At 67.5% G+C, this 11,868-nt stretch carries 10 protein-coding genes; 3 read left to right on the top strand and 7 right to left on the bottom strand.

The window, feature by feature from the left end; genetic code table 11:
- Positions 1 to 36: 36 nt before the first annotated feature.
- The gene (locus AC1DIQ_RS00230) at positions 37 to 825 is read left to right on the top strand and encodes a CHAD domain-containing protein (RefSeq protein WP_478049224.1); all 789 of its coding nucleotides are present in this window, start codon (positions 37 to 39) and stop codon (positions 823 to 825) included.
- Positions 826 to 853: 28 nt separating this feature from the next.
- Here AC1DIQ_RS00230 and AC1DIQ_RS00225 read toward each other — a convergent pair whose 3' ends face one another.
- Positions 854 to 2,044 (bottom strand): MFS transporter, encoded by a 1,191-nt coding sequence (locus AC1DIQ_RS00225; RefSeq protein ID WP_461770006.1) that lies wholly within the window; start codon positions 2,042 to 2,044, stop codon positions 854 to 856.
- Positions 2,045 to 2,064: 20 nt separating this feature from the next.
- The gene (locus AC1DIQ_RS00220) at positions 2,065 to 3,093 is read right to left on the bottom strand and encodes an alpha/beta hydrolase (RefSeq protein ID WP_478049223.1); all 1,029 of its coding nucleotides are present in this window, start codon (positions 3,091 to 3,093) and stop codon (positions 2,065 to 2,067) included.
- Positions 3,094 to 3,217: 124 nt separating this feature from the next.
- Here AC1DIQ_RS00220 and AC1DIQ_RS00215 point away from each other — a divergent pair, with 124 nt between their 5' ends.
- Positions 3,218 to 4,111, top strand: a complete 894-nt coding sequence (locus AC1DIQ_RS00215) for a LysR family transcriptional regulator (RefSeq protein WP_152151215.1) — start codon at positions 3,218 to 3,220, stop codon at positions 4,109 to 4,111.
- Between the two features lie 8 nt (positions 4,112 to 4,119).
- Here AC1DIQ_RS00215 and AC1DIQ_RS00210 read toward each other — a convergent pair whose 3' ends face one another.
- The 3 genes from AC1DIQ_RS00210 to AC1DIQ_RS00200 all read right to left on the bottom strand — a co-directional run bounded on the left by AC1DIQ_RS00210 (position 4,120) and on the right by AC1DIQ_RS00200 (position 8,662).
- Positions 4,120 to 6,864, bottom strand: a complete 2,745-nt coding sequence (locus AC1DIQ_RS00210; protein WP_478049222.1) for a UvrD-helicase domain-containing protein — start codon at positions 6,862 to 6,864, stop codon at positions 4,120 to 4,122.
- 145 nt (positions 6,865 to 7,009) lie between these two features.
- Positions 7,010 to 8,224 carry an MFS transporter gene (locus AC1DIQ_RS00205; RefSeq protein ID WP_121037395.1) on the bottom strand — a complete coding sequence of 405 codons (1,215 nt, stop codon included), beginning with the start codon at positions 8,222 to 8,224 and terminating at the stop codon, positions 7,010 to 7,012.
- A gap of 153 nt (positions 8,225 to 8,377) precedes the next feature.
- Positions 8,378 to 8,662, bottom strand: coding sequence for a hypothetical protein (locus AC1DIQ_RS00200; RefSeq protein ID WP_121037392.1), 285 nt, complete (start codon positions 8,660 to 8,662; stop codon positions 8,378 to 8,380).
- A 69-nt stretch (positions 8,663 to 8,731) separates the two neighbouring features.
- Between AC1DIQ_RS00200 and AC1DIQ_RS00195 the strand changes: the two genes are divergently transcribed.
- On the top strand, positions 8,732 to 9,727 hold the full coding sequence (locus AC1DIQ_RS00195) for a GAF domain-containing protein (RefSeq protein WP_478049221.1): 996 nt from the start codon (positions 8,732 to 8,734) through the stop codon (positions 9,725 to 9,727).
- Between the two features lie 29 nt (positions 9,728 to 9,756).
- On the opposite strand, the gene AC1DIQ_RS00190 is transcribed toward AC1DIQ_RS00195, so the two are convergent.
- Together AC1DIQ_RS00190 and AC1DIQ_RS00185 are read right to left on the bottom strand one after the other, a co-directional pair.
- Positions 9,757 to 9,996 carry a DUF1653 domain-containing protein gene (locus AC1DIQ_RS00190; protein WP_152151218.1) on the bottom strand — a complete coding sequence of 80 codons (240 nt, stop codon included), beginning with the start codon at positions 9,994 to 9,996 and terminating at the stop codon, positions 9,757 to 9,759.
- Between the two features lie 64 nt (positions 9,997 to 10,060).
- On the bottom strand, positions 10,061 to 11,815 hold the full coding sequence (locus tag AC1DIQ_RS00185; protein ID WP_478049220.1) for a putative bifunctional diguanylate cyclase/phosphodiesterase: 1,755 nt from the start codon (positions 11,813 to 11,815) through the stop codon (positions 10,061 to 10,063).
- Positions 11,816 to 11,868: the final 53 nt, after the last annotated feature.

Raw genomic sequence — 11,868 nt, 5'->3', positions numbered from 1 at the left:
GGGTACAATCCCCCGACGCCTCCGGGGGAAACCGCCATGTCGCCACCCGCCATCGGCCCTGCCGCCCGCGCACTGGCGGCGCGTGAGTGCAGGGCCATCGCCGCTGCGCTGGCGCTCCAGCCCGATGTCCACGATGCCGTGCATCGGGCGCGCAAGACGATACGCCGCCTTCGCGCGCTGCTCGCCGTGCTGGAGAGCAGCGACCTTGAGACCGCCCGGACCGACGCGGCCCTGCGCCGGCTCGGCCACGGGTTGTCGGCCTTGCGCGATGCCCATGTGGTGGTGGAGACCTGCCAGCACCTCGCCGCGCAGCAGCCCGCCCCGCCGTGGTCAGAGGTGTGCAGGCGGTTGATGGCGCGGCGCGACGTATTGCTCGCCCGGGCGCTGGCGCGCGACCCGGCGTTTGCACGTCGTCACGCGGCGCTGCTGCGTATCGCCGGTGAACTCCAGGCGCAGCCATGGGACGCGCTGAGTGCGCGCGATCTCCGCAAGGGTCTGGCCCGCAGCGAACGCCGTACTGCCAAGGCGGAGAAGCGCGCCGCCCGCACCGCAGATCCGCAGGACCTGCATCGCTGGCGGCGCAGAGTGCGTCGCCTGCGGATGCAGCTGGAGGCGATGCCCGCACTGGACAGTGCGCTCGCGGCCTCGGTCAAACGGACAGGACCGGGCCACCAGGCGCGCGCGCTGCATGCGCTGGGTGATCAGCTTGGCAGGCAACAGGACCTGCGGATGGTCCGCAACCTGGTGCGGGTGATGCCGGGCGTGCCGGAACGGCGTGGGTTGCTTGCGCAGATCGATGCTGCACTGGCCGCTGCGCGCGGCTGAGCGGTGGCCGCCGGCGCCACGACAAGGATCATGTCGCCAGTGCGGCACCGCGGTGACTGGCGCGCCGGGAAAGCACCGCGACCCACATCGAAGCCATCAATATCCCGGCGCTGGCGATGAACGTGGCGCGATAGCCGAGCCCGTCAAACAGCACGCCGCCCAGGGTGGCGCCCAGCGCGATCGCCATCTGTACAACGGCCACCATCAGCCCACCGGCGGCTTCTCCATCGCGTGGCAGCGTCCTGGCCAGCCAGGTCCACCACGCAACCGGTGCCGAGGTGCCGAACAGACCCCACAGGCCAAGCAGTATCGCCGTCAGCGGCAGTGCCGGGTCCGCCAATGCCAGGGCCAGGGCCAACGCCGCCATCAGCAACGGAAGCACAATCAAGGTGGCATACAGCCAGTTCCTCACGAACGGCTCGATCAACACGGTGCCGATCACCCCGGCACCGCCGATCATCAGCAGGATCAGCGACAGCGTCGAGACGGTGATGCCGCCCACTGTCTCCAGATAGGGCCGCAGGTAGGTGAACAGTGCGAACTGCCCCATGAAGAACAGACAGGTGGCGAGCATGCCCAGCGCCACAACGCGGTGCCGGAGCAGCCCGAGCACGTTCCATGAGGCGGGCGCACCGGTTGCCTGCATGCGCGGCAGCGTCGCCATCTTCCACAGCAGGGCGGCAAAGGCCACGGGCACCAGCAGGAAGAACGCGCCGCGCCAGCCGACCACGGCACCGAAGTAGCTTCCCAGCGGTGCCGCCACCACCATGGCCAGGGCATTGCCGCCATTGACCAGCGCCAGCGCGCGCGGCACCTGGTGTGGTGGTACCAGGCGCATGGCAGTGGCCGCCGACATCGACCAGAAGCCACCGATCGCGATGCCGATCAACGCGCGCCCGACCATGAAGGTGGTGAAGTCCGGGGCCAATGCGGCGAGCGTCGCCGACAGCATCATGGTCACGGTAAGCGCGAGCAGCAGCCGCTTGCGATCGACCCCGCCGGCGAGAGGCGCGATGATCAGGCTGGTGACCAGTGCGAAGGCGCCGGAGACGGCGATGGCCTGACCGGCCTGCCCCTCGCTGACGTGCAGATCGCGCGCCAGCGGAGTGAGCAGGCTCACCGGCATGAACTCGGCGGCCACGAGGGCAAACGCACCGAGGGACATCGCCAGCACGCCGCCCCATTGGCGGGCGGTGGCATTCACCGGCGGTGAGGGCACGAGCACGTCCTGATGCCGGTTCAATGCAGGTTGGCGCGGAAGAACTGCGTCAACGTATCGAACGGGATCAGGTCCACCCGGTCGTACAGGTCCACATGGCCGGCGCCCGGCACCACGACAAGCTGCTTGGGCTGCCCGGCCAGGCGGAAGGCCTCTTCACTGAACTCCCGCGAATGGGCGGTCTCACCGGTGACGAACAGCATCGGGCGCGGCGAGATCGTCTCGATATCTGCGAACGGATGGAAGTTCAGGAATTTCAGGTTGCTGGTCAGGGTAGGGTGCGTGGTCAGCTCGGGCGACGAACCGGCCGGCGTGTACTCACCCCGCGGCGTGCGGTAGAAATCGTAGAACTCGCGTTCGATCGGCGAGGAATCCGCATCGATCCGATGCACCGAGCCGCTGGTGTAACGGGGCGGCTGGCCGGCGAATTCGGCATCGCCATGGGCGACGGCAGCGGCGATGGCGGCTTTGCGCTGTTCCACGGTGACGGCATGGCCCAATCCATTGCGGTTGGCGCCGCCCATGTCATACATGCTGATCGTGGCGATGGCCTGGATCCGCGGGTCGATCTTGGCGGCACTGATCACAAAGCTGCCGCTGCCACAGATGCCGATGGCACCGATGCGGTCTTTGTCCACGAACGATTGCGCGCGCAGGAAATCGACGGCGGCGCTGAAGTCTTCGGCATAGATGTCGGGCGACACTGCATTGCGCGGTTCACCTTCGCTTTCGCCCCAGAACGACAGATCCAGCGACAAGGTAATGAAGCCCTGCTCGGCCATGCGGGTGGCATAGAGGTTGGCGCTCTGTTCCTTTACCGCACCCATCGGGTGACCGACGACAATCGCGGCGTGCCGGGTGGAACGGTCCAGTGCCTTGGGCACGAACAGATTGCCGGCGACCTGCATGCGGTACTGGTTTTTGAACGTGACCTTCTGCACGGTCACCTGGTCACTGGTGTAGAAGTTGTCTGCGCCGTGGGACATGTCGGCTCCTGAGGCAAGCAAGGGAAGGATCAGCAGCGCCAACAGCGCCAGGGTCTTGTTCATCGGCGTCCAGAGAGAGGTGGGGAGGCCGGACCAGTCTGCCGGGGCGGCAGGGCGTTGATTAGATAACGAATGAAGAAGGGGGTATGCAGCTTTACTAATCAATCCGCCGTGGCAGACTGCGCCCATGGCACGCCGCAACCTCAATGATCTGCTCGCCTTCGTCACGGTCGCCCGGGAGGGCAGTTTCACGCGGGCGGCCAGTGTGCTCGGGGTGACTCCCTCGGCACTGAGCCAAGCCCTCAAGGCCCTGGAAGAACGGCTTGAGATACGCCTGCTCACCCGCACCACGCGCAGCGTGTCAGCCACCGCCGCCGGGGAGCGATTGCTGGCGGCGATCGGCAACCGGTTCGATGAGATCGAGGCTGAGCTGGATGCCCTGACCGAGCTGCGCGACAAACCCGCGGGCCTGGTGCGGCTGACCAGTGGCGATTTTCCGTTGAAGACCCTTCTGCTGCCGAGGCTGACGCCGCTGCTGCAGGACTACCCGGACATCGGCATCGAGTTCGATGTCAGCTATGGGCTCCGGGATATCGTTGCCGACCGTTTCGATGCCGGCGTGCGCCTGGGCGAGAGCATCGACAAAGACATGATCGCCGTACCGATCGGCCCGCCGCTGCGGATGGCGGCGGCGGCCTCTCCAGCCTATTTCGCCTCCCGGCCCGTGCCCACGGTGCCGGCCGAACTGACGGCGCACCGCTGCATCAACATGCGGTTCCCGACCCGTGGCGGGCTGTATGCCTGGGAATTCGAACGCCGGGGGCGTGCGGTCAACGTGCGTGTGGATGGACAGCTGACCTTCAACACCTCGCCGCACATGGTGCTGGCCGCGCTGGACGGCCTGGGCATCGCCTTCCTGCCGGAAGACGAGTTCGCCCCCCACCTGGCGCAGGGGCGCCTGGTGCGCGTGCTGGAGGACTGGTGCCCGCCGTTCCCGGGCTACCACCTGTATTACCCCAGCCGCCGCCAGCATTCTCCCGCCTTCGCGCTGGTGGTCGAGGCGCTGCGCATGCAGCGGTAGCGCATCGCTCAGGCCCCCGCGACCGTACGCAAGCCGGCATGGCCCCCTGTCTTCGGCGGCTTGTATTCGCAGCGTGGATACGCCGAGCAGGACTGGAACGCGCCATACGGCCCGGTGCGCGGCACGATCACGCCCACCTTGCAGGCAGGGCAGGCCTGTTCGTGGATCGCTTCACCGGCCATGGATGTCACGCGTACCGCGCCGTCGTTGACCAGTTCGGTCAGGAACGCCGAGCGTTTGCCCTGCACGGTGAACATCGCCACCGAACGGCGCGCGCGCGTCAGCGCGACGTAAAACAATCGGCGTTCCTCACCCAGCGGGTACGCATCGCCGTCCGGCATCGCCAGCGCCAGTACGGGGTCATCCGCGCGGGCATTGGGGAAGCGGCGATCCAGCATGCCGGGCAGGATCACGTAGTCCGCCTCCATGCCCTTGGACCGGTGTACGGTGAGGAAGCTCACCTCTATGTGCTGCCCATGGCGTGCCCGCCATGTGGTCGGCAGCATCGCGCGGTCTGCGTTGTAACGGCCGAGGACGAATACCGTGACCTTGCCGTCATGGCCTGGTGGCACCTGACCTGTCAGCAACTGCTGGTGCAACTGGGCCAGATACTGCTCGACCGCGCCGGCCAGCCGGTCGCGCGAGGCCACCTGGAAGGCCTGCAGCACCGCGCCATACGCCGGGGTGAGCGAGTGGACCTGCTTGGGTATCTGCGCTGGATTGCGTGACACGAACGCACTGGAAACATCGCACAGCGCCTGCGGGCAGCGGAACGTCTGTTCAAGCTTGAGCACCTGGCCCGGGCCGAACCAGTCCAGGAAGCCGGTCATCACCGAGACGTCCGCGCCGGCAAACCGGTTGATCGACTGCCAGTCGTCGCCGACCGCGAACAGATGCTTGCCAGGCGCCTGCACCAGCGCGCGGCACAGACGGGCCCGGGCGCGCGAGGCATCCTGGAATTCGTCGGCCATCACCAGATCGAACGGGGCGACATAGCGGCCCTGTTCCAGGTGCTCGGCAGCCTGGTTGAGCATGTCCTCGAAGTCGATGCCGCCCTCGGCGACCAGCGCATCGTCCCAGCCGTCCAGGATCGGAATGATCAGCTCGAGAAACAGGCGGTAACGGTGCTTGAAGTGATCCTCGGGCAGCCGACGCAGCCGCTCGACCATGTCCTGCACGTGCAGGCCGTTGCTCTTGGCGTGGCTGATGAAGGTCCGGACCAGGCCGATCAGGTCGGTATCCGGCATCGGTGTCGCGCCGCCCTCGGGCAGTTCGCGGTCGGGATTCGGGTCGAGCTCGAGACCGCGCTGCGACAGCGCATCGCCCAGCCGCAGGAACAGTTCGCCCGTGCGCAGTTCGTGCGAGGTGGTCTCGATCCGGTCGGTGCCGTGGGAGCGCTGATGGCCAGCTGGAGGCGCCGGCGACTGGCCGTGTCCCTCCCGGGCGAGGTGGTCGTGGTTCAGCGCAATGCCGGGGTAGCAGAAATCCGGCCGGTACTGGCGGTATTCGTCCGTGCCGGCATCGAAGGCGTGCCGCCGGGCATAGGCGTAATCCACGCCGTTGTAGAACAGCCAGTCCGCGATCACGCATTCTTCGATGCTGCGCACGCGCTCGCCCTGAAGCGTACGCACGTAGACCTGCCCATCCTTGTCCCATTCCTCTGCCTCCAGCGGCCCTCCGGCAACGGGCAGATCACGGCCGAACACCAGCCGGAACAGGTCCCACTGGGTACGGAAATGGAGGGAGCGATCCTTGAGCTGGTCGATGATCTCGGCCAGCCGGTGGAAGCCCTGCGTGGCATCCACGGCCCACTCCGGCACCTGCGGCATCCGCCCCGTGGCCTGGGCGATGATGTGCCGGCCCAGCGCGTGGAACGTACGCGCCTCCACCCGGACCTCGCCCAGGCCGAGGCGATGGAACGCGCGATCGGCGCGTGCCTGCAGTTCCGTGGCGGCCTCCTTGTTGAAGGCGAGCATGACGATGCGCTCGGGCGCCACCAGCCCGCGTTCGATCGCGTACGCCGCCTTGGCCACCATCGTCGAGGTCTTGCCCGAACCCGCTGCGGCCACCACCTGGACGCGGTTGTCGAAGCAGATCACCGCGCGGGCCTGCTCATCGGTGAGCGGGCGGCTTTCCACGTGATCCAGCAGCGCACGGCTGGCCATCCGCTCGCGCACCTGATGCGCCTCATTGCGGCGCGCCCACGTCGCTGGCCAGTCGGCCAGCCACCGCATCAAGGTTGCTTCGATCACAGCGGGATCACCGTCGAGTTGGCTGCGCAGTGCGGCGTTGTCGAACACCGCCCACAGCGCCTCTTCCTCGAGTGGCAGGGTGGGGCGCGCCTGCAGCAGCGCCTGCTGCTGCTCGTGGGTCAGCCACAGCGCTCCCTCGTCGGCCCGTTCGGTGGCGGTCTGCACCTGGCCAAGCCAGCGCTGGATCGCGGCGTGGGCCTGCTGGAACAGAGCGACATGGTCGCGCTGGCGCTGTTCACCGCGCAGCTCGGCCAAGGTGGAGGCCAACTGTCGAGCCGCGGCCGTGTTCAAGCCGCCAAGCGTCAGCGGGGCATGCCCGTCGCGGTGCAGGGTAAGCCGTGCCCAGGGCAGGCGCGGGTGCACCTGCAGTGCCTCCAGCGGCGCGGGGCAGGGGCGACCGTCAACGGTCAGGACCAGCTGGTCGTCTTCCAGGCGCAGGTGCCAGTGCGGTGATCGCGTGAGGCGTTGACCCCAGTCGCTCGGGGCCCATTCGTACGTCATCGGTGTATCCAGGTGCGGCCATCGTTGCGGCCGTGGCCGGAACAGCACGGGTGGCGCGGTTTGATCGGATGCCCATGATAGGGGAAATATAAAAAATCCCTGCCTGGGCAGGGATTCGAATTGGCCGACGGGGCTGGCGGTGCGCTTACTGCTGCAGCACCGGCACGCTGCGCGAGCGGCGGTCCACCAGCATCGCCACGCCCCATAGCAGCAGGCCGCCCAGCGCGGTGGCGGCGCCGACGTAACCGGTCACCGCCGGGCTGAAGCCGGCGCCGATCGCCATGCCGCCGAACCACGGGCCCAGTGCGTTGGCGGTGTTGAACGCCGCGTGGTTGGAGGCGGCCGCCAGCGTCTGCGCTTCGCCGGCCACATCCATCAGGCGGGTCTGCAGTACGGCCGCCAGGGCGCCCATGGTGCCGACGGCGATGATCATCGGGAACACGCTCCACACCGACTGCGCGGCCAGCGGGAAGGCGAGCAGCACCAGGATCGACCACACCAGCACTACCGCCGCAGCGCGGAACTGGAAGCGGTCCACCAGCCAGCCACCGGCTACGTTGCCGATGATCGCGCCGATACCGAAGATGCCCACGGCCAGCGGCATCCACGATTCGGCCAGGCCGGTGACCTGCACCAGGGTCGGGGCGAGGTAAGTGAACACGCAGAACATGCCGGCAAAACCGACCGAACCGATCGCCAGCGCCAGCCACACCTGGGTGCGGTTGAAGGCGCGCAGTTCGCGCATCGGCGAGGTGCGGACTTCATCCGGATCGGGCAGCAGGAAGCGCGCGATCATCACCACGGTGGCGATCGCCAGCACGCTGACCACCGCGAACGCAGTGCGCCAGCTGAGCTGCTGGCCGAGCCACGTGGTCAGTGGGTTGCCGACCAGGATGGCAACGGACAGGCCGAGCAGCACCTTCGATACCGCCGCGCCGCGTTGGGCCGGGGGACTGATCGCCGCAGCCACCAGCATTGCTACGCCGAAATACGCGCCATGCGGCAGACCGGCGACGAAGCGGGCCAGCAGCATCGTGCCGTAGTTCGGCGCCAGCGCGCTGGCCAGGTTGCCGATGGCATAGAACCCCATCAGTGCCAGCAGCAGGTTGCGGCGGGCGAAGCCGGCACCGGCGAAGGCCAGCACCGGTGCGCCGACCACCACGCCGACGGCGTAGGCACTGATCAGGTGGCCCACCTGGGTCTCGCTGATGGACAGTCCGCGGCTGATTTCCAGCATCAGCCCCATGCTGGCGAACTCGCTGGTGCCGATGGCGAAGCCGCCCAGCGACAAGGCCAGCAGGATCAGAGTGCGCTCGCGCGGCGAGAGCCGGGCGGCCAGAGGGACGGAGGAGGAGCTCATGCAGGCGGCGGCGTCGATCGGGGAAGCGCGGCATTGTACTGCTGCGGCGCAACATTAATCAGTGGGGCGCATGGAACGCTGGATTCGCACCCCCGCTGGTCGCACCGCCGATGCCCCCGTGTATCCCGGGCGGACGCTGCTTATCGCTCCCATTCACGGATACGGCGCGACCCTGAACGGTTGCGGTTCGGGCGCGGGTGGCGGAATACGGTCGCCGTGGACGCGGCTGAGAATCTCATTGGTCCGTCGCTGCTCCGCCACGAGCTGCCGCAGCAGCCCCTTGATCCCGAAGATGGCGAACGGAACGACGATCCACAACACCCCAAGCAGGCCCCTATCGAAACGTCCTTGTGGTTGGAGGGGGCGTCCGTTGGATGAGAGCGTCAGCGGTCCGCCTCCGGGCCGGATCGGCAGCCGATCACGGCCGGTCTCGCCCATTCATGCGACAATTTCGCTCCAAAGCCACCCCTTCGATGGCTGCGCGGTGCCGCCAGAGAGGTTGTTGCGATGTCCACCCGTCCGGGCTTTCCCGCCCTCATCGGTTTTGATCTGCCCGGTCCGCAAGCGGGCACGGCGCCGCAGCGCGTGATTGTGACCGCGCTGCTGGATGACACCCCACGCAATGACTGGATGCGCATGCTGCACCGTCTGGCCTGGCCATTGCTGCGGGTGGATCACGGCGTGGAGCAGATCCGCCTGGTCGGGGAGGGTATCCATTTCGTCGGTGCCATTGCCGATGCCAGGGCGTTGTCGGCCGCCGTGCGCGGCCTGTTCAACGAGGTCAACGCGAAGGTGCTCAACCGTCGGCTTGCCGCGCTGGACAACCCGTTGGACGATGATGGTCCCGGCATGGCGCCGGCGGCATCGCTTGCCCATTCCACGGATCCGCGCCTGGATGACGTGGCCGCTTTGATGGCCATGCCGGCGGTGCCGGGCATGCTGGAACTGGCCAGTGCGATGACCGGCATGCGCTTCGTCGCGGTGGCGCGCGTCACTGCAGACCGCTGGACCGCCTGCGCCGTGCAGGATCGTCTTGATTTTGGCTTGCGACCCGGCGATGACCTCGTGCTGGAAACCACCATCTGCGATGAGATCCGCGAACATCGCCATCTGGTGCAGTTCGATCAGGCCAGCACCCACCCGGTGTTCTCGAGCCATCCCACGCCGGCGCTGTACGGGTTCGAAAGCTACATTTCGGTGCCGATGTTCCGCCGCGACGGCGGTTTTCACGGCACCCTGTGCGCGCTCGATCCGAATCCCTCCAGGCTCGATGGCGCTACGGTGAAAGCCTTCGAGGTGCTGGCCGGTGTGATCGGCGCGCACCTGGATGTCCCGGAGGCGCAGGGTGAGGCAGGGCAGGCGGTGGTCAGCATGGCCGAGGCGCTGTCGCTGCTGTCGCGCCAGGTCGATGCACTGGATGCCGCGACGCTGCCGGCGCAGTTCCGCGCGGTGACGGCGCGGTTGCGTGAACTGGTGGATGGGCGTGGGGCCGCGTTGAGCTGATCGCACGGAATGGGCGAACCGGTCGCCTTTCAGTCCTTTGCTTCAACCCGCGCGAAACGCGCACGCCACTGCCCCTCCACCTCCACCTGTGCCACGAACATCTCATACGGGCGCACCCACAGGCCGACCTGCGAATCCAGCGGCCGGTAGAGCACCATCGGCGCCAGCGTTTCGCTATGGCGGACGATACCGATGACCTCGTAGTTGCCGCCTTTGAAATGGCGGTAATGGCCGAGCGGCAGGGTGGGCAGCGGGGTGAGATCGGTCATGGTCTGGCAGCGAGGCAGGCGGGCTGGCCATTATTGCCCGGGCTGCCGATCGCGTCGCGGGGTCTCAGCCGGCATCCGGCAAGGGACCCGCGCGGCAGCCACTGACCAGCTGCAGCACCGCGTCAGGGTGCATGGGGCGCGCGAGGTGATAGCCCTGTGCTTCGTCGCAGCCCCACAGCCGCAGCAGCGAGAGTTCGGCTTCGTTCTCCACGCCTTCGGCCACCGTGCGATACCCGAGCTGCCGCGCGAGCTTGATGATGGCCTCCACTTTCAGCCGCGCGGTGCGTGAGCGCGCCAGCCCGGTGACCAGCGTCTGGTCGATCTTGATGTGGCTGATCGGCACCTCGCTGAGGTAGCCGAAATTGCTGTAGCCGCTGCCGAAGTCGTCAATCGCGATGGGCACGCCGGCCGCCGCCATGTCGCGCAGTTGCGGCAACGCCGCGGGGTGGTGATTGAGCCATTGGCCTTCGGTGATCTCGATCTCGATCAGGCCGGGGGCGAGCCCGTAGGCGTGCAGTCGCTCGGACAGCACGCTCCATACACACTGATCATCGAAGTCGCGCGGGGAAAGATTGATGGAGAGGCTGAAGCCGGGCACGCGCTCCTGCCATTGCGCGGCCTGGGCCAGGGCGTGATCGATGACCCAGCGGCTGATCGCGGGCATCAGCGCGGTGCGCTCGAGCACCGGGATGAATTCGCCGGGGCTGATCGGGCCGAGCATCGGGTGGGTCCAGCGCAGCAGCGCCTCGGCCGATACCGGCAGCCCGTCGAGCAGATCGAAGCGTGGCTGGTACACCAGGCTGAACTGGTGCTGGGCCAGCCCGCGCCCGGCGTCGGAGGCCAAGCGGTAACGCCGGCGCAGGGCATCGTCGCGTTCCTGCGAGTACCAGCACAGGCAGGCATCGGTCTGGATGGCGTGGTGCATGGCGACCAGGCATTTGCGGACCAGATCCGCGGTCTGGCCCGGTACGGGGAGGAAGTCGCATACACCGGCATGGAACTGCGGCGACATCGGAATGCGGCCAGCCATCAGCGGCCGGCGCATGCGGACGCGCAGGCGGTCAAGCAGTGCCTCGGTCTGGTGATGCGAGTGGTCCGGCAGCAGGAAGGCGAAGCGGGTCACCCCCACGTGATAGACCTGTGCGATATCGCGCAGCACGTCCTGCACCCGCAGCGCCGCTTGGCGCAGCAAGGTTTCCACCGGCTTCATGCCCAGCGCCTGGCCGGCCTCGTTGGCACTTTGCAGATCGAATACATCCAGCAGCACGGCGGTGAATGCATGCGCCTGGCCACGGCGGGACAGGGCATTGAGGTCAGCCTGGAACTGCTGCCGGTTGGGCAGGCCGCTGATCTGCTCGCGCCGGCCCAGCGACATCTTCAGCTCCATCTGCGCGACCACCACCCGTGACAGCGTCTGCAGCTGCAGCTGTTCTTCGGCCGACAACTGACGGGGCTCACGGCCCATGATGCACAGTGTGCCGAGTGCGATGCCGGCCTTGGTGACCAGCGGGGCGCCGGCGTAGAAGCGCAGCTGCTGCGGGCCGGTCACCAGGGCATTGTCGGCAAAACGCGCATCCAGGCGCAGGTCCGTCACCTGCAGCACGTCGCTGGAGCCCAACGCCCAGGCACAGATCGATGCGTGCCGTTCGTTGCGGGTGAGCGTCAGCCCGACGCGCGAGATGATGTGCTGGTGCTCGGCATCGAAGATGGACACCAGCGCGATCGGAACGCCGAAGGTAAACGCCGCCAGTTCGGTGATCGGGTCCAGCGCAGTACCCAACGCAGGGTCCATCACGTTGAGCGCTTCGATCAGCGCCATCCGATCTACATCATCACTTCTGTCCAGCATCTACCGCGCCCTGTTCCGACTAC

It is taken from the genome of Stenotrophomonas sp. 05L413 (genome assembly GCF_056397945.1).
This window is presented reverse-complemented; position numbering and strand designations above follow the sequence as displayed.

Coding starts and splice junctions, on each gene's coding strand:
- AC1DIQ_RS00230 (WP_478049224.1), top strand. CDS start 37: ATGTCGCCACCCGCCATCGGCCCTGCCGCCCGCGCACTGGCGGCGCGT.
- AC1DIQ_RS00220 (WP_478049223.1), bottom strand. CDS start 3,093: ATGAACAAGACCCTGGCGCTGTTGGCGCTGCTGATCCTTCCCTTGCTT.
- AC1DIQ_RS00215 (WP_152151215.1), top strand. CDS start 3,218: ATGGCACGCCGCAACCTCAATGATCTGCTCGCCTTCGTCACGGTCGCC.
- AC1DIQ_RS00210 (WP_478049222.1), bottom strand. CDS start 6,864: ATGACGTACGAATGGGCCCCGAGCGACTGGGGTCAACGCCTCACGCGA.
- AC1DIQ_RS00205 (WP_121037395.1), bottom strand. CDS start 8,224: ATGAGCTCCTCCTCCGTCCCTCTGGCCGCCCGGCTCTCGCCGCGCGAG.
- AC1DIQ_RS00200 (WP_121037392.1), bottom strand. CDS start 8,662: ATGGGCGAGACCGGCCGTGATCGGCTGCCGATCCGGCCCGGAGGCGGA.
- AC1DIQ_RS00195 (WP_478049221.1), top strand. CDS start 8,732: ATGTCCACCCGTCCGGGCTTTCCCGCCCTCATCGGTTTTGATCTGCCC.
- AC1DIQ_RS00190 (WP_152151218.1), bottom strand. CDS start 9,996: ATGACCGATCTCACCCCGCTGCCCACCCTGCCGCTCGGCCATTACCGC.
- AC1DIQ_RS00185 (WP_478049220.1), bottom strand. CDS start 11,815: ATGGCGCTGATCGAAGCGCTCAACGTGATGGACCCTGCGTTGGGTACT.